At 30.3% G+C, this 26,571-nt stretch carries 28 protein-coding genes; 1 reads left to right on the top strand and 27 read right to left on the bottom strand.

The genetic code is table 11. The annotated features are described in order from the left end of the window. Positions 1-4 precede the first annotated feature (4 nt). The 22 genes from LV469_01335 to LV469_01230 form a co-directional block, all read right to left on the bottom strand. Entirely contained in the window at positions 5-2,470 is a 2,466-nt protein-coding gene (locus LV469_01335) for a conjugal transfer protein TraE (GenBank protein ID UHR02954.1), read from the bottom strand. Then, positions 2,430-2,789 (bottom strand): PrgI family protein, encoded by a 360-nt coding sequence (locus tag LV469_01330; GenBank protein UHR02953.1) that lies wholly within the window; start codon positions 2,787-2,789, stop codon positions 2,430-2,432. Before LV469_01330 ends, LV469_01335 begins: the two co-directional genes overlap by 41 nt. A 10-nt stretch (positions 2,790-2,799) precedes the next feature. Then, the gene (locus tag LV469_01325) at positions 2,800-3,663 is read right to left on the bottom strand and encodes a hypothetical protein (GenBank protein ID UHR02952.1); all 864 of its coding nucleotides are present in this window, start codon (positions 3,661-3,663) and stop codon (positions 2,800-2,802) included. A 41-nt stretch (positions 3,664-3,704) separates the two neighbouring features. Beyond that, positions 3,705-3,923, bottom strand: a complete 219-nt coding sequence (locus LV469_01320; protein UHR02951.1) for a Maff2 family protein — start codon at positions 3,921-3,923, stop codon at positions 3,705-3,707. 63 nt (positions 3,924-3,986) lie between these two features. After that, a complete protein-coding gene (locus LV469_01315; protein ID UHR02950.1) occupies positions 3,987-7,811 on the bottom strand; it encodes a hypothetical protein in 3,825 nt (1,274 codons plus the stop codon). An 89-nt stretch (positions 7,812-7,900) separates the two neighbouring features. Beyond that, positions 7,901-8,503 (bottom strand): DUF6036 family nucleotidyltransferase, encoded by a 603-nt coding sequence (locus LV469_01310; protein UHR02949.1) that lies wholly within the window; start codon positions 8,501-8,503, stop codon positions 7,901-7,903. Continuing rightward, positions 8,484-8,786, bottom strand: a complete 303-nt coding sequence (locus LV469_01305; GenBank protein ID UHR02948.1) for a hypothetical protein — start codon at positions 8,784-8,786, stop codon at positions 8,484-8,486. The genes LV469_01310 and LV469_01305 overlap by 20 nt, the downstream gene beginning before the upstream one ends. 33 nt (positions 8,787-8,819) lie before the next feature. Beyond that, complete coding sequence (locus LV469_01300) at positions 8,820-10,559, bottom strand: type IV secretory system conjugative DNA transfer family protein (protein ID UHR03569.1); 1,740 nt, start codon at positions 10,557-10,559, stop codon at positions 8,820-8,822. Positions 10,560-10,824: 265 nt separating this feature from the next. Continuing rightward, positions 10,825-11,397 carry a single-stranded DNA-binding protein gene (locus LV469_01295; protein UHR02947.1) on the bottom strand — a complete coding sequence of 191 codons (573 nt, stop codon included), beginning with the start codon at positions 11,395-11,397 and terminating at the stop codon, positions 10,825-10,827. Positions 11,398-11,418: 21 nt separating this feature from the next. Continuing rightward, complete coding sequence (locus tag LV469_01290; protein UHR02946.1) at positions 11,419-11,607, bottom strand: hypothetical protein; 189 nt, start codon at positions 11,605-11,607, stop codon at positions 11,419-11,421. A 4-nt stretch (positions 11,608-11,611) separates the two neighbouring features. Continuing rightward, complete coding sequence (locus LV469_01285; GenBank protein ID UHR02945.1) at positions 11,612-12,181, bottom strand: hypothetical protein; 570 nt, start codon at positions 12,179-12,181, stop codon at positions 11,612-11,614. A gap of 187 nt (positions 12,182-12,368) precedes the next feature. Beyond that, positions 12,369-12,728, bottom strand: coding sequence for a hypothetical protein (locus LV469_01280; GenBank protein UHR02944.1), 360 nt, complete (start codon positions 12,726-12,728; stop codon positions 12,369-12,371). 96 nt (positions 12,729-12,824) lie between these two features. Then, a complete protein-coding gene (locus LV469_01275; GenBank protein UHR02943.1) occupies positions 12,825-13,034 on the bottom strand; it encodes a hypothetical protein in 210 nt (69 codons plus the stop codon). Then, entirely contained in the window at positions 13,034-13,792 is a 759-nt protein-coding gene (locus LV469_01270) for a hypothetical protein (protein UHR02942.1), read from the bottom strand. Before LV469_01270 ends, LV469_01275 begins: the two co-directional genes overlap by 1 nt. Positions 13,793-13,944: 152 nt before the next feature. After that, positions 13,945-14,367, bottom strand: a complete 423-nt coding sequence (locus tag LV469_01265) for a DUF1492 domain-containing protein (GenBank protein UHR02941.1) — start codon at positions 14,365-14,367, stop codon at positions 13,945-13,947. Between the two features lie 112 nt (positions 14,368-14,479). Further along, positions 14,480-15,556 (bottom strand): helix-turn-helix domain-containing protein, encoded by a 1,077-nt coding sequence (locus LV469_01260; protein UHR02940.1) that lies wholly within the window; start codon positions 15,554-15,556, stop codon positions 14,480-14,482. Between the two features lie 4 nt (positions 15,557-15,560). Continuing rightward, complete coding sequence (locus LV469_01255) at positions 15,561-15,842, bottom strand: helix-turn-helix domain-containing protein (protein ID UHR02939.1); 282 nt, start codon at positions 15,840-15,842, stop codon at positions 15,561-15,563. Between the two features lie 6 nt (positions 15,843-15,848). Next, a complete protein-coding gene (locus LV469_01250) occupies positions 15,849-16,346 on the bottom strand; it encodes a hypothetical protein (protein ID UHR02938.1) in 498 nt (165 codons plus the stop codon). Positions 16,347-16,348: 2 nt separating this feature from the next. Beyond that, complete coding sequence (locus LV469_01245) at positions 16,349-16,579, bottom strand: excisionase family DNA-binding protein (protein UHR02937.1); 231 nt, start codon at positions 16,577-16,579, stop codon at positions 16,349-16,351. Positions 16,580-16,895: 316 nt separating this feature from the next. Further along, a complete protein-coding gene (locus LV469_01240; GenBank protein ID UHR02936.1) occupies positions 16,896-17,075 on the bottom strand; it encodes a hypothetical protein in 180 nt (59 codons plus the stop codon). Positions 17,076-17,134: 59 nt separating this feature from the next. Then, positions 17,135-17,326, bottom strand: a complete 192-nt coding sequence (locus LV469_01235) for a hypothetical protein (GenBank protein ID UHR02935.1) — start codon at positions 17,324-17,326, stop codon at positions 17,135-17,137. A gap of 28 nt (positions 17,327-17,354) precedes the next feature. After that, complete coding sequence (locus tag LV469_01230) at positions 17,355-17,519, bottom strand: hypothetical protein (protein ID UHR02934.1); 165 nt, start codon at positions 17,517-17,519, stop codon at positions 17,355-17,357. 139 nt (positions 17,520-17,658) lie between these two features. Between LV469_01230 and LV469_01225 the strand changes: the two genes are divergently transcribed. Beyond that, a complete protein-coding gene (locus LV469_01225) occupies positions 17,659-18,177 on the top strand; it encodes a helix-turn-helix domain-containing protein (protein ID UHR02933.1) in 519 nt (172 codons plus the stop codon). A 382-nt stretch (positions 18,178-18,559) separates the two neighbouring features. Here the strand turns inward: LV469_01225 and LV469_01220 are convergent, their stop codons facing one another. The 5 genes from LV469_01220 to miaB are packed head-to-tail and all read right to left on the bottom strand — an operon-like array spanning position 18,560 to position 26,534. Beyond that, complete coding sequence (locus LV469_01220; GenBank protein ID UHR02932.1) at positions 18,560-19,831, bottom strand: methionine gamma-lyase family protein; 1,272 nt, start codon at positions 19,829-19,831, stop codon at positions 18,560-18,562. Continuing rightward, positions 19,818-20,723 carry a tRNA (adenosine(37)-N6)-dimethylallyltransferase MiaA gene (miaA, locus tag LV469_01215; protein ID UHR02931.1) on the bottom strand — a complete coding sequence of 302 codons (906 nt, stop codon included), beginning with the start codon at positions 20,721-20,723 and terminating at the stop codon, positions 19,818-19,820. Before miaA ends, LV469_01220 begins: the two co-directional genes overlap by 14 nt. After that, positions 20,720-22,570 (bottom strand): DNA mismatch repair endonuclease MutL, encoded by a 1,851-nt coding sequence (gene mutL, locus LV469_01210; protein UHR02930.1) that lies wholly within the window; start codon positions 22,568-22,570, stop codon positions 20,720-20,722. The genes miaA and mutL overlap by 4 nt, the downstream gene beginning before the upstream one ends. Further along, positions 22,567-25,140, bottom strand: a complete 2,574-nt coding sequence (mutS, locus tag LV469_01205; protein ID UHR02929.1) for a DNA mismatch repair protein MutS — start codon at positions 25,138-25,140, stop codon at positions 22,567-22,569. Before mutS ends, mutL begins: the two co-directional genes overlap by 4 nt. Continuing rightward, on the bottom strand, positions 25,137-26,534 hold the full coding sequence (gene miaB / locus LV469_01200; protein UHR02928.1) for a tRNA (N6-isopentenyl adenosine(37)-C2)-methylthiotransferase MiaB: 1,398 nt from the start codon (positions 26,532-26,534) through the stop codon (positions 25,137-25,139). The genes mutS and miaB overlap by 4 nt, the downstream gene beginning before the upstream one ends. Positions 26,535-26,571 lie beyond the last annotated feature (37 nt).

Here is a 26,571-nt window from a genome sequence, read left to right as displayed (position 1 = left end):
ACCCTTAGCCTAATACAATTTCATCAGGCTTTGTTGTCATTAGTTTGTATAGCTTAGTATCTTTGGGAAATTTATCTATAAATGGAATTATTATACCACCATAGTAAATAAGACCTTCTCCAGGTCCTCTATTTGTAATATATGAAAGTTGATCTCTTGAAATTTTTAGAGTTTGGGCTAAAATCTCTCTATCTCCAGATCCTTGATTTAACATCAACACAAAGTCTGAATTTTCAAAAATGTTTTCTATTTCTTTACTTGCTAATAAATCCTTTATATTTTGAGTAATTCCAGTAGGTATTCCGCCCCATTTTCTGAATCTTTTCCAAATTTCTACTGAGTATTCCGCTGTTTGTTTTTCTCTTAAAAGTAGGTGAAATTCATCTTGATAAAAAGAAGTTTTTTTCGACGTGCTTCTATTTGTTGACACTCGATTCCAAACTTGATCTTGTATAATTAGCATTCCTATCTTTTTTAAATGTCCTTGTAACTCTTTAATGTTGAAACAAATAACACGATTTGTAGTATCTACATTAGTTCTATTGTTAAAAACCTTTAACGAACCATTTACATAGATTTCTAATGCTGTAGCTAGTCGCTTGGATTCAAGTTCAGGCTGTTTTAATAGTTCACTATATAAGTCTTCAAGAATCGGAATGTTTTCTTTTTTAGGATGTTCGATGTAGTTTTGATAAATAGCCCTAGTACATCTATCTATTACTGATATTTCAACAGATTGTAAACCTTGAGTGCCGCCTTTTATAAGCTCCATTAAAGATAAAACGAAAGAAGCTTTTAACATTACTGGGTCATCTCCATCTCCATAGTTTACGTTGATGTCTAAAGGATTTATATAGTCTTTTGATGTTGATGATATGTTAACGACAGTGCCACCTAAAGCCCTTGAAAGATCTAAATATTCAGCCTCTGGATCACAAATCATGATGTCATTATCTGTTATTAAAAAAGAGTTAGCCATTTCTCTTTTTGCTGCAAAAGATTTTCCTGAACCTGGTGTTCCTAAAATTAGCCCATTCGGATTGTTTAAGCTAGTTCTATCAACCATTATCATATTGTTAGATATCGCATTTAGCCCATAATATAGTGATTTTCCTCCATGGAAAAGTTCTTGTGTTGTAAAAGGTATAAATGCCGCTAAGGCTGATGTTGGTAAGCCTCTTTCTAGTTCTATTTCATTTCTACATATTGGAAGCGAAGAACAAAATCCTTGCTCTTGCTGGTAATCTAGCCTATTTAGTGAACAGTTGTATTTTTGAACAATTCCATTTACTTGAAAAATAACATTTTCTAATTTTTGAATTGTGGGTGCAAAATTAGTAATTTGAAAAGAAACTTTAAAAAATCTTTCGTTTCTTCCTTGCAATTCATTTAATAAAAATTTGGCTTCTTGAGTCGCATCTGCAAGATCTGGAGGAATTATATCCATATCATATCCTGCCCTTACCGCCTTTTTCTGCTCCTCTATTTTCATCTTATCAAGATCGGAAATTTTTCTCTTTACCTCTTTGATTATTTCTCTTTGGTCAATTGATTGAGCGTGGATATTAATCACTAAATCTTCTTCTATGTCAAGAAGTTCTGCAAGCATTTTGTCTGAAATTTCTGGAGCAATGATCATCAAAAAAGAAGAAGCCCCAAATACCGATCCCATCTTAAAATACTTTGATGATTTAAAATTAAAAGATGTCGGAGCAATATAGTCTTTTGTAGTCATTCCACCACTATTTACAGCAGACCAATCAAACTTTAATTTATTTTTATTGCCTTGGTTCATTATTCGCCATAATAGATCTAGTCTTTCAAGTCCATTTAAAGATTCTGCCTTTACACCTAAAATTGCAAAATTATTGATTATATCAGATTCTATTCTTTCTAGCCTTGGAATTGCTTCCTTTAAGTTTTTTGCCTCTATTCCAAAACTTAAATACTTAGTTTTTACAATCCCATTGTTGCCTTTTGCTAATTGATTTTGGAGCATATCAGAGTATTCTTCCCTGATCTCATTAAATCCATCATCTTTATCTGAAATTTTTATATTATCTTTCATGTCTGAAATATATCCAGTTTGATTTATAAAAGAAAATTGAAAATCTATAGATGAGTCAAAATAATTCAACAATTCGCAATATTGATTAAATATTCTTTGTTGGTCTTCAGTTTGAGCCAACCTATAATTTATATCATTAAATTTTATTGACTTGTTAAAGTGTCTTTCATCAGTTTTACAAATTCCATCTCTATACATTTTGTCAAACGGAATTGTGTCTTGAGTCGTTGTTACATTATTTTCTTCTTTATTTAAATTTAAAAGTTTGGAAAAAAGAGAATATTTTTTCTTTTTTGCTTTACTATTACCTTTTAAAGAATTTTTATAATCGTCTTTTCTACTTTTTGCTTTTTTTATATTTTCAGCTAGTTTTTTTTCTTGTTTTTTTCTTATTTGATCCAAATTTCTCCTCTCCTATTAAAATTTTTGTTTTGTACGTTCTAATATGTGGTCTATAATATTTTTGCCTTAAAACAAAATACAAGTATTTTTCTAAAGGTATCCCATCTTTTTTATATACTCCAGCTAAGAAGAAAGGAGACATAATTAAAAAAGCAAAAATTGAAGCTATGTCTGTTGGTATTATATCTTTAAGGATAAAGTATGTCGGAATTCCTAAAGCTCCTCCAATACCAAAACATATTAGCTGTCTTTTAGTTAAATTAAGTGCTAGCTTTGCTTCAACTTTAGATAAATCTCTCGGTACTTGAACATATGCCATAGTCCACCTCCTAACTTGCTCCCGTTACACTCATAGCTATACTTTTTGTTCTTAAAAGCACAATTACCGCCAATAAACTTGCACCTACAGCCTTTCCTAAAAAACCAACCATATCTGTTCCAGGATCTACTGCTAGCCTTTCTACAAAAGTGGAATAAAAAGCTATTGTCATAATCATAAAAAGTCCCTGAAGTCCTAATGCTACAGATGTTTTTATATAGTTATCACCAACTCCTGAAAATCTTCCTGATGTCAAAGTGGCAAATGGCAGAGATGATACAGATATCACGAAGTAGATTTCCGCCATTCTACCAAGAGTAATGACCCACATAGCAATATATAAAATCCTAATAATAAACGCAGGAATTAATGTCTGTATATATGTTGATGCAAGTTCGAAAAAGCTAAGTTTTTCTAAATTTGCTCTTATTGCTTCTATATTCGATGCTGTGTTGATAGCTTCCGCTGTTGCTCCACTAACTTGTCCTACCATATTTTGGCTTATAGAAAAAATTGCCATAATAAAATCAAATGAGTGGTTTACTAAATATATGCTTAGGTACGTTTTTACAATCCACTTGAAAAACACAAAAGTGTCGAAATCGTGCATATTATTTTTTTCTATCACTAATGCATATATTTCACTGATCGCTATAAATGTTATTATTATCATTGCAACTGGGACTATTACATTTCTATTTACGTTTTGAGCGATTGAAAATAAGTCTGAATTATATGATCTAGGATCTGCTCGTGCTATATCGGTAACTTGACTTAACATTCCACCATCTGTTGATGCTAAAGTAAAATTATTGATTATCGCATTTATAACAGAGCCTTTAAGAGATGATAGTAATTTTTCTAGTAATCCCATATCTTACCTCTAAAAATTTAATGGATAAGAGGAATTCCCCCTTATCCATTAAATTGATTTGCTAAAAGAGGAATTACTTGTTGTGCTATTAAAACAAGTCCCCCTCCAGCCATAAGCTGCTTAATGCCTTGTGATTTAGCTCCTGGGTTATCTCCGCCATATCCTTCAATTAAGTTTACGATACCCCAAGCTCCAAGTCCTGCTCCTATTGCTGTTACTAAAGTTCCTAATGCTTGTACTGATTGTTGAATAAAATCCATATTATTCCTCCTAATTTTTAAAATTTAAAGAAGGCAAGTAAAAATCTTGCCTTCTTATTGTCTTTATCTAACTATATTTATGGTTACTGTCTTATCATTTTGATTCCATTCGATATCTTGATCAATTCCATCATCTGTATCTCCATTTGTAATATTAAAAACTCTTGATATATTTGTTAGAGATACTAGAATTCTGTTATTGATGTTTAGTGGCTTTGAATCCATAGTGTAGCTTTTTCCATCTGAGGTAACAATTTGATTTCCGTCTATTTGAATCTTAGCTGTTATACCATTTCTTGTAAAACTAGCTGTTCTTGTGTAATTGTCGTAAGCTACATCAGCACCTAAAACATATCCTACATATCTTAGAGGCATCATTGTTCTGTCATTTCTAACAACTGGCTTAACATCTATTTTGTAGATATTTATTTCCTTATTTGTTGCCTCTGCATACTTATACGCATTGATTTTAAAAACGTATTTCAAGCTTGTGTAGTTTCTATCATCGCTAACTCTCTTGCTTTCTAGTAAATCTTTTGAAGATTTTATTCTGATTTTATCCAAATAATTTTGAAGATTTTCACTTCCAGCTTCATTAATAATTTTTGATAATTTAGATTCATTTTTCCTATATTTCTTGTATTTATCTACAAGTTTTTTTAAATTATCAGCTTGTTTGTCTACTTCGTTTTGATTTGATTTGTAGTCATAATATACTTTTTTAGCTTCATTTATGGCTCTATTTAAATCGTCTTCTTCATATATATTTAGAGATTTTTTATCTATGCTTTCTGCATCTTTAATGGCTATTTCAAGTTTAGATTTATTAACTCTTGTAAATATATTGTCTGCCACTAGAAGTGAATCTAGAGCATCTTCTAGTTTTCTTTTTACTTCTTTTAAATCATTTCTGTCCGCTTTTTTGTTTATTAATGTTTCTTTAGCTTCATCAATTACATCTTCAATTTTTCTTTGCTGAGTTCTTGAAACATCTTTGTTCTTTTCAATTTCTCTTTCAGCTTTTTTTATTAGTTTTTCTATTTGCGTTCTTAGATCTTTATTTGGGTCAGTTTCTTCCAACTCAACTTTATTTAATCTTTCTTGAAGTGCATTTTTCTCAGCCGAGTCTGCCAACTTATTTATAGCATTTTGTGCCTTGTCTTTAGCTTCTTTTGTCTTTGTTTTTTCAGCTTCTTCTACAAGTCTTTTTGCTTCTTTTAGATCGTTTTCTCTTTTTATATCTTCTATAGTTTTATCTTTATTTTTAGATTCCTTATTGATTTTTTCTAACTCAGCCTTTAAATTTTCTATCTCTTTGTTAAGCTTTGCTAGTAATTCATCTTTAGAATTATCTTTATCTAGTAAATTTTTAATTTTTTCTTCAAGGTCTTTCTTTTCGTTCTCTAAGTTTGAGATTTTTGTTTCTAAGCCTTTTATGTTATTTTCTTTTTCAGTAATTGTTAAGTTAAGTTTTTCTATTTCTTTATCTTTTTCTACAATTTTATCCCCAAGGTCTTTAGTTTTTTGTGTTAATGTTTCTTTTTCTTTAGTTAATTCTTCTTCTTGTTTATTTTTATCAACAATTTTATTCTCTAAATCCTTTATTTTTTCTTCGTTTTTATCTGTCTTAGCTTTTTCAGCATCTAGATTTTCTTGTAAATTATGTTTTTCTTCTTGAATACCTTTAAGCTTCTTGTTTAAGTCCTCAAGATTTTTATTAACTTCATCAACTTGTTTTTGTAAATTTTCTTTTTCTTCTTTGGCTTTAGTTTTTTCAGCTTCAAGTTCTTGCTTCAAGTTTTCAAGATCTTGTTTTGCTTGTTCAAGCTCAGATTTTTTGTCATTTATTTCATCTACTAGTTTTGCTTTTTCTGCTCTTAATTTTTTTATTAGTTCATCAGCATTTTCAAGCTCTTTTTTAATATTTTCAAGGTTTTTTTCTTTTTCAGCGATTTGTTTTTCTAAATCTTTTATTTTATTGTCTTTTTCAGCATTTGCTTCCTTTAGAGTTTCAATTTCCTTTTCAAGATTGGAAATTTTCTCTTGAAGTTTTTCATTAGATTCTTTACAAGTAGCTAATTGCTCCTTTAAGGTTTTTATTTCTTCTTCTAAGGCTACCTTGTCTTTTTTAAGTTGTTCGTTTTCTTCTTTCAGGGTTTTTATTTCTTCTTCAAGTGTTTTTATTTTTCTTTCAAGTTCTGTTATTTTATTGTTGGCAGCTTCTAATTTTGTTTTTGACTCATTAAGTTCATTTGTAATTTTCTCTTTGTCAGAATTAGCTGTGGCTACTTCTTGTGTAAGTCTATTTACATTTTCTTCTAGCTTGGTCTTTTGTCCTTGAAGCTCTCCTATTTGTCCTTCAAGTTCTCTTATCCTATCTTTTAGAGGCTTTGTTTCTTCACAAACAATATTTTCAATCTTTACTGGAATTTCATATTCTGCACTTGAGCCATCTTTAAATGTTACCTTAACTTTTCCACTAGTTTCTTGAATTTTGTTAATATCGATTTTAGGGTTTGATATATCTTTTACGCTTGCTCCTTCTGGCAAATTGCTAATATTATCAGTTAAATCAATAGGGCTTCCAATAGTTACCTTTTCTTCTACTATAGTTGGTTTAAACATGACAGCTTTTGATAAAAGTATAGATATTTCTCCTTTGAAATTACGTTTTTCACTATACTCTTTGCTCACTTGAGCTGTTATATGCCCAGAATAATCTGAAAGAAATGTTGTTGACTTTCCCATTTGATGAGAATCAAATGGAATAATTATTTTTTCTTTAGATGTATCCTTTATAGTTATTGTATTACCATTTATTAAATACTTTGTATCGTCTTTTTGATAAGTTATCTTTGAATTATCTGGTGTTTTTAAGGGATTTTTAATAGTCTTAGAGTTAGCCTTAATTTCCACATGTTGATTGCTTAAATCTAAATTGTCGAAATTTGTATTTGCTAATGGAGTTATATCTGAAATAAAGTTATCTGATAAACCTAATGCCTTTAAATTTAAACCAATTGCACCAGTAAGTTTTGACAAGTCTGATATTTTATTGTTATACAGTTCAGCTCCAGCTAAGCTGGGTAATTTAGTTAATATTGAAATATCTGATATCTCATTAGATTGTGCCGCTAAAACTTTAAGGTTTCTTAAATTTTTTAAAGGACTTAGGTCTTTAATATATCCACCGTCTATACATAAAAATTTTAAATTTGTTAAATTCGAAAGATAGCTTATATCTTTAATATTATTTCTTTTAATTTTCAAGTTTTCGTTATCAAATTTTCCCCAATTAGCAAGCATTTTCCCAAGTTCTAAGGCTGAAAGATTGGTTAAATCCTTTAAAGGACTTAAATTTTCTAATTCTGTTGGTATTTCTTTACTTGTTGTTAATGAAAGTATTCTGAGTTTTTTTAAGTTTTTTAATGGTGTCAAATCTTTTACTTTTCCATTGTTTATTACCAGAACTTCTAAATTCGCAAAATATTCTAAGCCTTTAAGAGATACAATATTAAATGTATCTCCAGGGATAGCTGTGTTTATACTTCCATTCGTTTGGTTAGGGTAAGCTTTAAACAGCTTTGCCTCTTTTACAGTTATTTCGTTTTGATTAGAAGGTTTTACATAATTCATGTCTGTAAGTAAAACTTGAGCTTCTTGCCTACCATTTAAACCTGCTGAATATCTGCAATTTCTATCTTTTAATATTCTTAAAAAATCTTCTTTTAATTTTTGATTTTCAATATAAACATACTCATTGTCTTTAGCTGTAGTCGGATCTGTAGCATATTTAACATTTTCTTGTGCAAAAATGTTAGTTGGAATAATTCCTAAGATCATTATTACAGACAATATTATGCTTAATATTCTATTTTTCTTTTCCATTGTTTACATTCTCCTTTTGCATCAAAAAAAGACCTTTAAAGGTCTTTTAATTTTCGCTTTTCAATTTTTCTAAGTAAGCTATTTGAGGTTTATCTAACATAATCATTTCCTTTAGGTCTATCTTCTTTTTGCCGATCTTTTTTTAGATCTTCTTTAAGTTTATTTTCTTCTATTTTCATAAGATAATCGCTCAGCCATTCAATTCCATAGGCTTCTGCAAAACACTCTAATATAATTGAAGAATCTGGATTAAATCCTCTTTTGTTAAGTTTTGCTTCGAGTTCTTCAGGATTGATTATTTTTAATATTTTTATTAATCTGCTTATATCAAATATATCTTTTTCCCTCATACTTTTCATCTTCATTCCAATTAAGTATTCTACTGGAACTGAATATACAGTAAGATTCGAAAATGAATAGTCGGTTTGACATTCTTCTATGGGTGGAATTTCGTTAAGATTTTGTATTGAATTATTCAACCAATTTTCTTTGCTTGAATTTATAGATAATTCTTCTCCCACTTTTTTTATGATCCCATCAATTTCTTTGTCGGAAGTAAAAAAAGCATCAACATCAATTGTTGTCCTTATTCCAAGTTTTTCTAAAATATATCCTCCAGCACATATTATTGTGAGATCCCTATTAATTTTTTTTAATTCATCATTTAGTTTTTTAAATTGTTCCTCTCTCAATTATGCTGTCCTTTCTTTTAAAATATTCTTGTAGGTTTTTGAGTTTAGCTGGCTTGTTAAGGCTTATTACGCATTCATTTACGCTACTTCCTTTTTTGATGGCTAATTTTAAAGTCACTTTTTGATATTTTGTGAGCTTATTTGATTTGTATAGCTTATTGAAAGTATCATCATCAATATAGATTGAGTCTTCATAAATGACCTTGCTTAGATATCTAAACCAGTGATTAGCATTATATTTAGAATGTTCTGCTGCCATTACCATATAATCATATCCTGTCATTTTTTCTCCTTTCTATATTTGACTTTATTAAAATTAATTTAAGGTTTTAAAATATTCTTCTATATCGGACTCTTTTAACTCTGTAACTTCTTTTGTCCATGGATCTATTTTATTTGGGTTTATTTTATCCATGTATTTTTTAATATCAAAATTATTCTTTTTTGAATAGTCTGATGTTTGAGAAAATCTTTTGTGATCCTCTAAAACATATTTATTACTATACCAAGGTCTGGCACCTCTAATTTGTAAAATACATCTATTGCCTGGCATTACCGCTATCTCGTCTTGACTCATAAGAGATCGACCAAGTTTTTGATAGTTTGTGCCTGCTGATTTTTCTCTGCCTCTAGTTTCAGATGTGTTAAATAATTCTATTGTTTCCTTTCCTAGAACTTTTTCTAAAGATTCTAGTGTAGAGTATTCCTTTCCACCTAAAAAAAGAGTTGTATCACAGTTTCCTATGATGGTATCAGCTTTTTCTTTATAGATATCTTTTAGCTGTGATTGAGCTTGTAAGATAACACAAGCAGATATTGACCTTGACCTTATAGTTGCTATAAGTTTTTCAAATTTAGGAATTTGCCCTATATTTGCAAACTCATCAAGTATACATCTGACATGATTTGGAAGTCTTCCGTCAAACTCATCATCTGCCTTATCGCATAGTAAGTTGAACAATTGAGTATAAAGCATTGCTACAACAAAGTTAAAAGTGTCGTCTGTATCAGAAATAATGATAAATAAGACTTTTTTCTTTTTATTAAGTCTTTGAACTTTAAAATATTGATCTGAACATTCATTTTTAATTTTTAAGCAAGCTTTCTTAGATAAATATATTTGTTTATCTTTTATATCGATCTTATCGCCTTCAAGAAGCTCTTTTCCTCTAATTCTTATGTTTTCATTATACCCTCCTAATTTGTCTAACTCAAGTTCATCGTAAGACATTACTTCTCTTAGTTCATTTATATCAAATGGAGCAAGTCTAGCTCCACAAGATATCAGTATTGATTTTGCAGTTTTTCCAGCTGCAAGCTTGTATTTTTTATATTGCCTTACAGAGAAAATATTTCCTTTTTTCTCCTCTAGCTCTTCAAATATATAGTCAACTAGACTTTTGAAATTCTCATCATCTTCTTTAACTTGCGAATTATCAATCAAATCGATAAGTGTTCCAAAATGTCTATCTTCTTCTTTTAATTCAAACACTATATAGGCAATCAAAGCATTGTATAAAAGCCTTTCAGCTTTTGTCCAAAAATCTTCTGTTGCCTTTTCTCCTTCTCCCTTAGTGTTTACCATTATTGTTGTAACTAGTTTTAGAATGTCTTTTTCAGTTTTTACATAAGAAAACGGATTATAGTGCATTGATTTCGAAAAATTTATAGTATTAAATGTCTTTATATCATATCCGCTATCTTCGAACATTTTCCCAGTTTCTACGATTAAGCTACCTTTAGGATCAGTTACAACATATGAGGAGTGAAGCTGCATAAGATTTGGCTTTACAAAAAAACGTGTTTTACCTGAGCCTGAGCCACCAATTACAAGTACATTTTTATTTCTGGAATATGCTATCTTGCGTTTTGGTAGTCTTTCTTCCATTGTTAATACTTCTGTTTTTGTCAATATTATGTTATTATCAGGGTTTTCTAAATCTATAAACGGTTTTATCTCATTGGACTTAGCCCATCTCGCTGATCCATACTCCTCACCCTTTCTGAACTTTCTTGCGTTTTTTAATTTATATAGTACAGCTATTTTTAAAGCCATAGTTCCTATTAAGCTATATAATAAGCTCTTTCCTATTGGAAATAGCTCCATATCCATTGTAAAAATTGTGTTCAAATTTTTAAAAGACTGCCAGAATCCAAGTTCTAAATATATATAAAAAAATCTGTTCAGAAAGAAAAAAATAAGCAAATAAGGAAAATTTTTTATAAATAGATCCTTTTTGCTAATATCTTTTAGGTCGTTTTTTTTAGACTGTATTAGACTGTTTAAGTCGCCTTTTATTCCTTCTAAAATTTTGTTCATTTCATCGTTCCATAGAATTATCCTTTGCCTTATCTTGTTTACTATTTTCTTTGCTAAATTCTTTTAGCATTTTTGCTTTCAATAATTTTATATTTTTATATTCTTTTCCATCTTTTGATTTGCTTATCTTTTCTTTACCAAAAATATTTACAAAATCCGATTTTTTAAATTGAGAAATGTCTTTTATTTTTTCTCCATAGGCTGAAACATTGTAATAGTTTTTTTCTCCTTTATCATCTTTTGCTACAATTGTGAAATTTGCAACCTTTATATTTTCACCATTTATGCTAAGTGATTTAATTTCTGGGTCTGCCAAAAGATTACCAGAAATTCCGATTGAATCTTTTTGTTTTATATCCTTTTGTTCCCTTTCTATGTTATTACCATTTACCATATCAAGTATTTCTTTAGATAATAGATCAAACGTATCACTATTGGCATATTTCTCATAAATTTCTTCTAATTTTTTTTCATTGTTTAAGCCAGTTTCATAAGAGATTAAGGCTTTTATTGTTTCTTTGTAATTTGATGTGAATAGCTCATCTAAAGTTTCTTTTATTTCTTTTGCGTTCATTTTTACATCTCCTTTCTTGTTCTAAAACTCGTCATACCCTTTGCTGTAAAACTCTCTATTTAATGGATCGTCTAAATTTATAATCTCCTCCCTTGCTATTTCTCTCATTCTGTCTTCCATTGTTCTTTTATATATTTCATAAATAAATCCAGCACATAAAATGCTGGAAATAAAAACTTTTATATAGTTGTCATTTTTTTTAAATCTCATACGCTTACCTTTCCAAGTCTTGATTTTTAAATTTAACTTTATCTTGTTTACTATTTTCTTTATCAAATTTTTCTTGATGTCTCGATTTCACATCTTTAAATTTTTCCTTATTTTTATCTTGAGCTTTTTCTTCCCTAGATAAATCATTTAATTTTTCTATAAAGCTTTTGAATGCTTTTTCTACCTTGTTTTTATCTTGTGCTAGAATATATACCTTAATTTGATCATCTATTTTTTCAAATCGGTATTTTATTCCATGCTCTTTGAAAATATCCGCTAAAATTTTTTCATCTTTTTCTGGGATATTTACAGTCATTCCAAAATTCATTCTTCCATTTTTTAATTTTTCTTTTATTTTCTCTCCGTCTCTTTCGTATTTCATTCTTTCACCTGACGTAGCATCATATTCTGCATATTTTACATCATTTTCTATTTTTTTAAGCTCATTATTTGCTTCAGAAAATATTTCTTTTAAGATTTCCCTAGATAAATCATTTAATTTTACAGCCAACATGAAGCCTCTAGAATAATCAGCTTCAATAATGGCTTCTTGAATCCCCATGGACATGTTCATCACTTCCTTTCTTGAAATAAAAAAAAGAAGACTCTCTTTGAATCTTCTTCTTTTTATTAAATTTGGTCTTTAGAATCTATATATTAATACACTTATATTATATATGACTTTCAACTATTATTTACTATTATTTACTATTATTTACTATTATTTACTTTAAAAATCTGTGGATAACTTTCTAAGTCAATCATTTTTTTATATTTTTCAATCGTTCGTCATAATATTCTTTTACAAACTTATGATTTTTATGTTTTTCTATTTGCTTAGTTACAAGCTCAATAATTTGGTCGTTTTGTTCCACTGTGTAATTAAAATTTTTCCAATGAGTAACGTTATTTAAACATATTTCAACTAGCTTTTCAAAAGTTAGAACCCTTTCATTGTCAAAATAGTATGCTTCTTTTATATTTTTCGTTGTTGTAACTTGTATATTAAATTCATATAGTGTATTCAAGACATCTGAACTAATAGAAGTATCAAGAGTAGCTAAAAACATCTCTCTAGCACCTGTTCTTCCCATTTCTTCAGGTACTGCTGTTCCCGTCATAAATGCAATTGCCAATAACATTATTAAAATACTTGATAATAGTAATAAAATAGAGATTGATTAAAATCAATCTCTATTTTACATATCAACACTATATTATTTTAAATTATTTTCTTTAATCTTTATCCAATACTTTACTTGTTCCAGTTCTTCTTTCTCTGTTATAAGTTCTAAAATATATTTTTTAGTTGCTGATTTTCCTCTAATTTTATCATGTTTTTCTTTATTTGCTTGATTCCATTTTACGCTAGCTCTTATTTGAGATGGCGATGTTTTATTTATTTTAATATTTTCTGACAATTGCATTATCTCCCCATGAATTTTCTATAATTTAATACATAGTTAGTTGCATCATTTATATTTTGAACATAACTTTTATTAAATTCACTATCTTCAACGTTTGAATTGTACCTATTTATTAAAAATGTAGCTCTATTTTTTATAGTCTGATCAGTATCATTGTGCATACAACCGAGCAAATCTAGGTATTCATAATACGTCTTTAAATTTTCATCTAAGTATATATTATTATTTATATAGTTTTCAGTTTTTTCTTCTGTGTATGGACTATTTTCCTCTGTGTAATCATAATTTTCTGCAAGAAACATCTGTCTTTTCTTTAAAGTCCACCTTCTAAATGCGATTGTCAAGACTACTGTAATTAGTATATTTATAGGCAAAGCACCCGTAAGACCAAATATGTAAAAGCCTAAAAATTTTGCGCTTTTATTAAAAATCTTTGCTATTAGTAGCGTAAAACAATATCCCGCTATTGTAGACATTATTTGATTATATATTTTGAAAAATTTAACAGATCTTTTAGCAATTCGTTTTATTATAAAATAAAAGATTAGACTAAAAATTATTCCAATTGTCAATCCATATGCCAACATGTTGTCTTTATCTATAAAGTTGAAAATTCCTAACCCCAATATTAAACCTATGCAAAAAATAAAGAATAAATCTATATAGATAATATTGAATTGGATAAGTTTTATTAAAGCCACAATTAGTAACAAAATTAATATTATAGCTATTGGTCCAAGTATAAATTCTAATCCCATTTACATTCTCCTTCACTAAAAGATAATTAATCAATTGGTTTATTTTCATTTTTATTATACGTCTGATGTATATATCTTGCAAGAAGTAATTTGATTTTTTATACTAAATCACTTATTAATTTTTAAAATTGTGTATTTTAAAATAATTTAAGTTAAACTAAATATTTATTTTTTTCAATTGAAACTAAAGTCTCCAATCCTTTACGTCTTAAATAAAAGCATTGGGAAAGACTCCTATCAATTCTTTCAGATATTTCTTGCCAATCCATTCCCTCAAGATATTTCATCTCAAGTACAAGCCCTTCATCTCCATCAATTTTTGTTATATATCTTCTAACTTCGTTAATTCTGCCTATAATTTCCGCCGCTTCGCTAATTATCTCCTTTTCAAAAGTTAGTATTTTATCTGAAAGCTTGTTTGGATCGGTATTTCCGCCACTTCTTTTACAAAAATCATATGAAATAGCCTTTATATATGTTCTTTCTTTTTTCAGTGCTTCAAGTTGCCCTTTTTTTAGATCTAATTTTTTTCTCAGAAAAGCAACATTTTCTAATTCTCGTATTATAGAGCCCATCTAGACCTCCAATTTCAATTTTAAACCGTCTAAAATCTGTTTAGACGTTCGATTTTTATTTTGTAGAGTCATCCTATCATTAATTTTTTTAGCGCATTTAAAGCGCCAAATTTTACGTCTGGTCGTTTTCTGCATCTCCAGACTCAATCTGCTCTAGAAGTTTATCCCTTTTAGCTTTTACCATTTTCTCAATTTCATCAGCTGTTAAGTCCTCTGTATGCCCCTCAAAGTTATGAAATGAATTTGTCCCCTTGGCAGACTTTTTTTTGTTCCCATATCCCTTGTTGCTTGTAAAATCAATGTATTTGCCTACTAAAATCATTTTCAAAAAATCATCGTTTAAGTTTACAAATCCAAAGTTTTTTTGTAACCAGGTAGATTCTTTAATTCTGTCTAGTAGCTCTTTTAACGTTTCTTCGCTATACTCATCTATAAAATTTTTTATCTGGGTTGTTGTTGATTTTCGTTTAAGCAGTTTATCAATTTCGCACTTGTATATATTTACATTATGTTTATTATCATCATCAACTATAGAGTTGTTGTTGTTGATGATATTATTATATATATTATTATATATATCATCACTTGGAGTCGATTGTTCTGTAACCTCGTTATTATCAACGTTTTCTGTGTTTTTGTACCCTAGAACATTTTTTCTAGGGTATAGAACATTTTTTCTAGGGTATAGAATATTTTTTCTAGGGTATAGAACATTTTTTCTAGGGTATAGAACATTTTTTCTAGGGTATAGAACATTTTTTCTAGGGTATAGAACATTTTTTCTAGGGTATAGAACATTTTTTCTAGGGTATAGAACATTTTTTCTAGGGTAATTATCATTTATTATAGTTGAATTATCATTTGATGGCATGAAGTTTTCTTCACCATAGAACGGATTTTCTAGGGTATTATCATTTAATACATCATTTAAGTTTATAAATACTAATCTTTCATTGTTGTCAATTATTTTTGTTTTTATATAACCGCAATCTTCTAAAAGTGCAATCCAATTACTTATTGCCCTTTTTGAAACCTTATATAATTCAGCAAAATATGAATTAGTAGCTTTACAATATCCTTTTTCATTACATAAGGCTGTAATTTCCCCATATAATAATTTTGCATTAGCTGTTAGTTTATCGTCATACCTAATATTAGCTGGTATTATTGCATAGTAAGACTTTTCCATAACTTTATACTCTCATAACTTTTATATAGCGACTTGTTCCATTTGAATCTCTTATGACATCACTTTCTATGTAGCCATTGCTTAGTAAACTATATAACCAGTTACTTATTGTTCTCTTTGAAACTTTATATAGTTCAGCAAAATATGAATTAGTTTGGCTACATATTCCAGCCTTATCAGATAAGGCAATAATTTCACTGTATAAAATTTTGGCATTTGGTATCACATTTTGGTCATATAACAACTGTTCTGGAATATCAAGTAATTTACTTGTTTTTGTTTTCATCGCTAACTACACTTCCCCATTTATACGTTTTTTTAAATCTATATGGTAATTTATCGCCTCACTAATACATCTTTCTAAATTTGTTTCAAAATATCTTGTAAGTAAAATTATATTTGTCAGTCCATTGTATATGTTAAAATAATCAAATCCTACATCAATAAGACTACTTAAATTTTCTGATAAAAGACTAATTAATCTTAACTTATCACTTGAATAATATTTGAAATATTCTATTAGACCATATTCTTCATTATCCATAATTTCCTTATAGATCATAAGAATATTACATTTATCTGTAATTTCATTTCCTTTTACAAGTCCTATAAAATATTGACCAATCAAATGCTTGTAGTTCATTCCACAATCTAATATATCAACAATCAGAGATGAAATAACTTCTGAAATATTATATGTCAGCTTTTCTTCTACAACATCTTCTTCGTCAAAGAATAAATCAAATTCAGAAATATTTTTCATCAAGGCTTCCAAATTTTCTAAATCCATAATTATACCTCCATCCAGTCATCAAGCCATTCTTTTTTGAATAGTCTTTTATTACCTAAAATTTTGTACCTAATGTTTCCCTTATTAACTTCTCTTATCAACGATGAGTAGCTGATTCTTAAATAATCAGCCGACTCATACATATCAAAGATTTCTTTTTCTGGGCTAGCTACTAAATTTATTAAGTAGTCCAGCTTTTCGTTTATTGCTTCATTTGAAATTATATTTTCCATTTGCACTCTCCAAATAAATCTCAAATTTTAATTTTTAACATCATTATTCTCCATGATATAATCACTTCATAAAGAGAGGTGATTATATTGTCTAAAATTTATGCTTGCATTCTTGGGAATTGGGTTTGTTTAAATGACGATCCTAACTGCGTCATAATTCCCAACAACATTTCTCCCAGCGAATGGGAAAAAACTAGAACACCAATTTATGCTCCTTATAAAAGGAATATGGAACACGCTTGGGATCAATTCCCGTCTTTAGTTTTTAAATATTTTGGCAAGTTATATACAATTCCTTGGGTACATATTCAAATAGTTAGCGATATTGAAAATAATTCCTAAGTTTAGTGATGTCGTCAATTTTGATATTGGCGGCATTTTCTTTTTGTTTATATGCAAAATATAAATCTAAAGCTTTTTTTATGCTTTCCCAATCTGTTAAACTAATCCCTTCAAGGGATTTTATAACTTCTAACATTTTTTCTTTATTTTCCATCTTAAACACCCCTTTCTTATTCTGTTAATATCTATAACCTTTTTATTACTTCAAATTTTTTAGCGAAAATCTTCTGGATAAAAGTAGTCCCCATAATTTATAATATGCTGGATTTGCTCCTCTCTAGAATTTCCTTCAACTGTACCAATGTGATATCGAATCTCTCCGTTGTTTTCAGTTTTTACTATGGCTATCCTATTTGAATCTGATAAAAATGGCGAATACCAAAATATTCTTAAAACTTTAAACACTTTTTGACCTCTACATTTTTTGATTTTATTAATTAATAATTTCTTTGTCCGTTACAAGTGCAGCTCCCTTAATTATGTATAAAATTTTTTCCTGCTCTTTTTGGGACAGTCTTTTAAAATATCTTACAAACTCTTTTGAAGATACTTTTTCTTCTCTGGTATAACTTGCTATTTTTGATTCTCTGGTATTCATAATCATTCCCCTTTATCTATTCTTTGAATAGAGTATATTAAACTAAGAATGATATGTCAAGCGTTTTTTATTCTTAGAACATGATTAACTTGATTTTTTAGCTTAAAACCCATATAATTGTTGTAGAAAGGGGAATGAAATGAACGAAAATGAAAGACTTGCACTTCTCAGAAAAAAATTAAATCTTACACTAGAAAAATTTGGAGAACGAATAGGAGTAACTGGAAGTGCAATAGGAAATATAGAAAAAGGAAGACGTGCTTTAACAGATCAAGTTATTAAATCCGTTTCTCGTGAGTTCAATGTAAATGAAAATTGGTTACGCTATGGAGAGGATAAAATGTTTGACAAAAGTAAGAATTCTCACTTATCAGAACTTGCCAAACAATATGCCTTAGACGATATGGGAATTAAAGTTGTTGAAGCTTTTTTAGAATTAAGCCCAGAAAAAAGAGAAGCAATAATAGAATATGTTCGATCAATTGCAGAAAATTTTAAAAATAGATCTGAAGAAGATATTATAAGAGAAAGAATTGATAGAGAGGTTGAAGCTTATAGACGAGAACTAGAGCTTGAAATTAAATCAGGAAGAAAATTATCTCGCTTAGATGATTTATCAGAAGTAACAAAAAATAAAAAAAATATGCTAGATAGATAATAAAAATACTGCTTGCATAAATTCAAGCAGTATTAAAAAATGCCATCTAGCATTACAATTTTATAAGGAAATTCTTTTATTTTTTTAATAATTTTTAATTTCAAATTTACATTCAAAATTATATTTTTATTTTTCTAAATAGTTTAGAATTTAAAAAAATTAGTGTTCAAGCACTCTCCAAGAGATGTATTTTTTTTTAATATAAAATGTGTTTCCCACCATTTATTTTTTTTATTGACTTATAAGTCAGTAAATATCACATTCTTTGTCCTTGTTTCGCAAGGGTTCGAGTCCTGCTACCCCTGCCAATTTTTTACCGTCATCATGGATGTTTGATGACGGTTTTTTATTTTTAGTTTTATCTTTTATAATGCGAGAATTTTTATAAAAGTTTCATGCCTTCTAAAACTTTTTCGAGGGCAAATCTTCCATGCATATAAGTAAGTCCTCCTTGCAGATAAGCATAATATGGTTCTCTATCTGGCCCATCCGCTGAAAGTTCTATGCTTGAACCTTCTATGAAATCCCCTGCTGCCATTATAACTTGTTCTGAGTATCCAGGCATGTCCCAAAGGCAGGGTATGAAGTGAGAATCTACCGGTGATGCCTCTTGAAGGCTCCTGCAAAAGTTTACCATCTTATCTTTTTCATTAAATTTTATTGCCAAAACTATATCTGATCTTTTGCTATTTAGCTTGGGCATTGTTTCAAATCCGAGTTTGTTGAAGGCCTTGGCAAATAAGAGGACTGTTTTTATGGAGTTTTCAACAATTTGTGGTGCCATAAAAAATCCTTGCAAATTTCTTCTGGTTTGACCATAGCTTAGTCCACATTCTTTGCCTATCCCAGGTGCTGTAAGTCTATTTGCGCAAGCATTTATTAAATCTTTTCTACCGACTACATATCCACCAGAAAGTGCCAAGCCTCCTCCTGGATTTTTTATAAGCGAACCTGCCATTATATCTGCTCCGACTTCACTTGGTTCGATTATATCTGTAAATTCTCCATAACAATTGTCTACAAAAATAATTACATTTGGAGCAAATTTTCTAATCTCTTTTATGGCATCGCCTATTTCCGATACCAAAAGAGCTCTTCTGGAGCCATAGCCAATCGACCTTTGTATGTGAAGAAGCTTGGTATTTTTTCTTATTGATTTTTTTACAGCTTCTACATCTATCAGGTTGTCTTTTAAGTCAATTTCACTATATTCTATTCCATTGTCCATCAAGGACCCTCTTTCATTGCCCTTGATGCCTATTACTTTTAAGAGTGTATCATAGGGTCTTCCAGAAATTGCCAACATGTGGTCTTTAGACTTTAGGCATGCTGCCAAAGCTAGGGATATGGCGTGAGTTCCTGAAACTATGGACTGTCTAACAAGGGCATCTTCAGTTTTAAAGACTCTTCGATATATTCTTTCCGTCTTTTCCCTGCCCTCATCTCCATATCCATAACCAGTTGTCCAGTTGAAATCTGTTGCTTGTAATTTTTCTTCCTGCATAGCATTTAGTATTTTAACTTGATTATACTGGCTGATTTCTTCAATTTCTCTAAACTCTTTAATCAATTCACTTTCGCATTTTGAAACAAAGTCAATTACATTATCTTTTATTCCGTAAGACTCTTTTAGTAGATTCTTATATTCTTTCAATCTTTTCTCCTATATATTCTAAAATATCTTTAAGACATTGAGGCTCTTCTGAAAAAAACCATCTTATATTCTCTCTCTTAAACCATGTGATTTGCCTTTTGGCATAATTTCTAGAGTGCTGTTTTATCTTTTCTATGGCCTCTTCAATGCTTATCTCGCCTGCAAGATAATCAAGCATCTCAACATATCCTATTGCCTTTACTTGTCTTATATTTTCTTCCAAACCCTCATTTTTAAGATTTATGACTTCATTAAGAAGTCCCTCCTCCATCATGAGATCTACTCTCTTATTTATTCTTTCATAGAGTTGAGGTCTTGGTCTATTAAGTCCCAAAAAAATATATTTGTAATCTGGAATTTCTACTTTTTCTATTTCTTTTTTGTAAGTTGCAATCTCCAATGCCCTTATAAGTCTATTTTTATTGTTTTTATCAATTGTTTTTGCCTTTTTGGGGTCTTTTTTTTCAAGCAACTTAAATATTTCTGCCAAACCATCTTTTTTATATATTTCTTCCATCTCTAGTCTAAATTCCCTAACAGGCCCTGTCATGCCAAAATCAAATGGTTTAATTAGAGAATTTATATATAGACCTGTCCCACCCACTATTATAGGGAGTTTATTTTTCTTTTTTATTTCTTCGATTTTCTCTTTTGCAATTCTTCTAAAATCTTTAACAGAAAAATATTGCCCCGGCTCTACAAGATCGAGCATATGGTGGGTTATACCTTCCATTTCTTCTTTTCTTATTTTTGCAGTTCCTATATCCAATTTTTTATATATTTGCATAGAATCTGCAGATATTATTTCCCCCTTGTAATTTTTGGCAATTTCCACTGATATCTTTGTTTTTCCAACTCCAGTAGGTCCTGTTAATATTATAAAGTCAATCATATCTGCCTCAAAAACATCTTTTCTAAATCATTTCTTGAGAGTTCTATAACTGTCGGTCTGCCATGGGGGCAAGTAAATGGCACCTCACACTCTTTTAAAAGGCCAAGAAGGGAAAATACTTCTCTTTCTGATAGAGTATCTCCAGCTTTAACCGCCGCCTTACATGCTTTTTTCATGATTTTATACAAATTTGAGTCATAGGACGTTTCTATTTCGTCCAAATTTTCAATTATGTCTCTTATGAAATTAGCCCTTGCCGGACTGTCAAATACTATTGGAACTTGTCTTATCAAAATCTTATCTGAGCCAAAATCCTCAAGTTCAAATCCCAATCTTTTCAAAAAATTCATATTAGACATGACAGCCGACATTTCTTTGGGATTTAGTTCTAAAGTTTGGGGCATGAGCAAAAGCTGAGAGGCTACTTTTTCGTTTTCAAAACTCTCTCTGAATTTTTCAAAAAGAACTCTTTCATGAGCTGCATGTTGATCTATTAAGTAAACTATATCATCAGCCACATTCTCCATTAAAATATAAGTTTTAAAAAGGATGCCGACAAAATTTGAGCCTTGAATCTTTTCAAATTTTCTTTGACTAGGATTTTCACTTTCAACTTCTTCAAAATCTTTATAAGCATCGTTCAAGGTGTAGTCATAACTTTTTTCATTTTCAGCCACTTTTGAAAAGTAATTGTAATCTCTATCTGAATTTATTATGCCTTCATATGGAGTTTTCTCGAAATCAATTTTTGTTTCTGAAAAATTCTCAGTGTTTTTATCTATATTTTTTTCATCATAAATTTCAAATACAGTTAGAGGTTTTATTTCTTCTTTTTCTTCTATAAAACTTGCTATGTCTCTTTTTGGGTTTAAAACTCTTGCTACATGAGGATATATAGAACCTAAAATGCCACTTTCATTTGATAGCTTTACCTCATTTTTCTTGGGATGAATATTTACATCTACTAAAATCGGATCTAGCTTTATATCCAAAATAAATACAGGGTATCTGCTAAGAGGAATCAAAGTATGGTAGGCTTTTTCAATTTCTTTTGCAATTTCAATATTTCTAACACTTCTACCATTTATGAAAATATATTGATTACTCCTTGTAGACCTGAATAACTTATTGTTTGATATAAATCCTTCTAGAGTATAATTTTCTGTTTCATAAGAAATCGGGATGAGATTTTCTGCTATCTCCCTTCCCAAGACTGTGTATATTCTATTTATTGGGCTTAGGTTTGCATTTTTCATCAAGATATTTTTTCCATCTCTATTCAATCTGATGCTTATGTCCTTGGTCCCAAGGCTTATCTTGTTTACCAAATCTAAAATTTTCCCAAATTCTCTAGTATCTGATTTTAAATACTTTTTTCGAACAGGTGTATTGTAGAATAAATTTTTTACCAGAATACTAGTACCAATCTCTCCTGCTGTTTCTTCTCGCTTTACAATGCTGCCCTCTTCTACAAAAACTCTCATTGCACTTTCATCTTGCTCTGTTCTGGTTATAATCTGCATTTTTGAAACATGACATATGGATGCCAAGGCTTCTCCCCTAAACCCAAGTGTATGAATTGAGTAAATATCTTCTTGAGAATTTAATTTCGATGTGGAGTGATGTAAAATGGCATAATCTATGTCCTCTCTCGAAATTCCTGTTCCATTGTCAGATATCTTTATATAATCTCCAATGTTTCCCCTAATTTCGATAGTAATCGTTGTAGCCTTTGCATCAATCGCATTCTCAAGAAGTTCTTTTACAACAGATGCAGGGTCTTCTATTATCTCGCCAGCTGCTATTTTTGAAATTGTTGCCTTGTCTAAAAGGTGAATCTTTCTCATAATTTATCCGCTACTTCCTTGAGTTTACTCAAAAGATTTAAGCCCATAAGTGGGGTCAAATCATCTATATTTATCTTCCTTATATTATCTATAAAATCCAGTCTTTCCTTTTCAAATATGCTTTCCTGCTTGAAATTTTTTTGCTTAGTTTGGATTTTTACGTCTTTATTGTCTATTTGTTCGAGAATTTCATAGGCTCTTGATGTCAAAATCTTAGAAACGCCTGCTAAATCTGCAACCTCTATGCCATAAGAATTATCCGAAGAACCCTTTAATATTTTTCTCAAAAAAACTAGCTTGCCATCTATCTCTTTTACAGAAAGATGGAGATTTTCCACAAACGACAGTTTTTTTTCTATATCTGCCAACTCGTGGTAATGGGTTGCAAACAAAGTTTTACACTTTAAATACTTGTCAATATATTCTGTAAGTGCCCAAGCTATCGCCAAGCCATCACTTGTAGAAGTGCCTCTTCCAACTTCATCTAAAATCAAAAGAGATTTTGGTGTAGCTTCTCTTGTTATCTTGGCGACTTCTTTCATCTCAACCATAAAGGTCGATTCTCCTTTGCCGAGATTGTCTGAAGCACCTATTCTGGTAAAAATTTTATCAACTATACAGATGTCAGCCCTTGACGCAGGCACAAAAGAACCTATATGAGCCATTATTGTAATTATTGCACACATTCTCATATAAGTAGATTTACCGGCCATATTGGGGCCAGTTATGATTTTTATAAGGGAATTTTCAGAAAAAATTACATCGTTAGGTATAAATTCCTCATCCATCATGACTTCAACACTAGGATGCCTGCCGTCTTTTATTATTAAGTTGTTTTTACTATTTATCTTGGGCCTTGTATAATTTCTTAAAAATGCCAGCTGACCCAGAGAAGTCAAAGCATCTAGTCTGGCAATTTTTCGTGCCAAGTCTTGAATATCTGCAAGCTTTTCCAAAACCCTACTTCCTATAAAATCTAAAATTTCTTTCTGCTTTTCCAAAACTTGACCTTTGGCCGCTAAGATTTTAGATTCCATTGACTTTAGTTCAAGAGTAAAATATCGTTCCGAACCCACCAAGGTTTGTTTTCTTATATAGTCATTTGGGATTTGATCAAGATAAGACTTGGTCACTTCTATAAAGTAGCCCAAAATCTTATTATATCTAACCCTTAACTTGGGTATTCCCGTCTTTTGTTTTTCTCTTTCTTCTAGCTCTATTATAAAATCCGATCCCCTAGTTGCAGCCTCATATATTTCGTCAAACTCAGGGTCATATCCCCTTTTTATAAATCTCTCTTCCGTGTTAAGGCTCGGTTCATCGACAATAGCTCTATCAATAAGATTTTTTATTTCTTCAAGATTTACATAGTTTCTTAGTTTTTTAATGCAAGCATCTTGTCTTTCGTTTAAAAGACTTCTTATATCTTCAGTTAAAAGTAGGGATTGCTTCAAATTTATTAAATCTCTTGGATTCAATGACTTTTCAGAAATTTTTGTTGAAAGTCTTTCTATGTCATATATATCCTTTAAAATAGCTCTAAGCCTGTCCTTGTAGAGAGGATCATGAACCAAGATTTCTACGAAATCAAGCCTTTCTTCTATGGCAGCTTTTTCTTGAAGTGGCTCTTCTAAAAATCTCCTAAGAGCCCTCTTGCCCATGGAGTTATTGCAAAAATCAATGGAGTCCAAAAGAGACCCCTTTCTCTTTCCACTTGCTAGAGACTCGAAAATCTCCAAATTTCTTATAGCGGATTCATCAATTCCCATAACTGCTTTTTTATTGACCATATTTATGCGATTTATGTGATTTAATCCTCTTTTTTGGGTCTTGAAAAGATAAATCAGAAGTTGGTATAGGCTTAAAGACTTTTCAAGTCTTTTTGACCTCACATCTTCTAAAAAATCGCTATTTAAAAAATCTTTAATTTTAAACCAATCTACTGTTTCATTACTTAGATAAAGATTAAAATTCCCATGACCGATTGATTTGAGTTTATCTGCAAATTCTTCATTAACTATAAATTCACTTGGTTCTAGCTTTGCCAAAGTAGACAAAATATCGCTTGTTAACATATTTTTATCTAAAAAACTATCTTCTCTATAAAAAAGCTCTCCAGTTGTGTAGTCTACATAAGCTAGGGACATATAGTTTTCTTTTGCAAATATAGAAAGCAGGTAATTATTCTTGGCCTTTTCTAAAAAATCAGTATCAGTAAAGGTGCCCGGCGTTACAACCCTTGTGACACCTCGTTTTACAATTCCCTCTGCTTCTTTAGGATCTTCTAATTGATCACATATAGCAACCTTGTAACCCTTCTCAACAAGTCTACTTATATACTGATTGGCAACATGATAAGGCACACCGCACATGGGCGCCTTGTTCATACCCCCAGCAGCTCTTTGAGTCAAGGTCAGATCAAGTTCTTTCGATGCCAATAGTGCATCGTCAAAAAACATCTCATAAAAATCTCCCAGCCTAAAAAATAATATGGCCCCCTTATATTCATTTTTAGTTTCCAAATACTGCTTGAGCATTGGAGTCAGATTCTCAAAATCTACATTATTCATTTTACTCTTCCTTCCAAAGAAAAAGTGTTAGCAGATGTGATTTCCACATCCACAATTTGTCCAATAAGCGATTTGTCTCCTTCAAAATTTACAAGTTTAAATCCATCAGTCCTTCCAGATACTCTGGATTCATTATTTTTTGAAATATTTTCAACTAGCACCTTTTGTGTACTTCCAATTAGCTTTTTATTTTTTTCAAGAGCAATTGGATATAAGGTATCCAAGAGTCTTTCAAACCTTTTTTGTTTTTCTTCCTGATCTATTTGTTCAAGTCTATTTGCAGCTGGTGTACCTTCTCTAATAGAATATAAAAATGTAAAGCTCATATCATATCCAACTCTTTTAACCAAATCCAAAGTGTCCTCAAAATCCTCTTCGCTCTCTCCTGGAAACCCCACCATTATGTCAGTAGACAAGGAAATATTTGGGCAGATTTCACGAGCCTTTTCAATTTTTTTGAGATAATCCTCCCTGCTATAATGTCTATTCATCTCTTTTAAGACCTTGTTAGAACCAGCTTGGACAGGCAAGTGCAAAAATTTACAAAGCTTGTCACAATCTCTATAACATTCAAGAAGTTCATCCGATATATCCTTGGGATGAGATGTCATAAATCTTATTCTCTCAAGTCCTTCTATGGCATTTATTCTTCTAAGAAGATCTGCAAAAGATATTTTTTCTTCTAAATTTTTGCCATAAGAATTGACATTTTGTCCTAAAAGCATCACTTCTTTGACACCATTTTTTACTAATTGTTCAATCTCTTCTACTATATCTTCGGGTCTTCTTGAAGTTTCCCTTCCCCTAGTATAAGGGACTATGCAGTAGGTGCAAAAATTGTTGCAACCATACATTATATTTACAAACGCCTTGTGCTTATAGAGCCTATTAGCTCGCACAAACTCATCCCTGCCGGGGTTATCTTCAATGTTTAAAGCTAGCTCACTATATTCTATATTATGGAGCAAGAGTTCAGGCAATCTATATATATTATTTGTGCCAAAAATCAAATCCACATTTTCAAACTTTTCAAGAACATAGTCTCTGGATTCCTTTCTCTGCATCATGCAGCCACATACTCCAATTATCATATCTGGCTTAGACCTCTTTATGGCTTTTAAATGTCCGAGTTGACCATAAACTTTATCCTCGGCGGAATGCCTTACAGAGCAAGTATTTAAAAGTACCAAGTCGGAATTTTCCATATCATTTACAATTAGATAGTCCATATCCTGCAAAATTGCATTTATTTTCTCAGAGTCATGCTCATTCATCTGACATCCATGTGTTATTATTGTTGCCGTCTTTTTTCTGCCTTTATTTTTTTCGAAATTTTTATTTATATTTTTCATATCTTCAATAAATTGAAGAGTATTTTTACTTAATTTGTCCATTTCTTCTCCTTGTATATACATAGTATATTTTACAGAA

The sequence above is a fragment of the Peptoniphilus sp. GNH genome (assembly GCA_021307325.1).
Taxonomy (GTDB): domain Bacteria; phylum Bacillota; class Clostridia; order Tissierellales; family Peptoniphilaceae; genus KA00134.
Note: the sequence above shows the minus strand (reverse complement) of the source record. Positions and strands in the feature narration are given on the sequence as shown.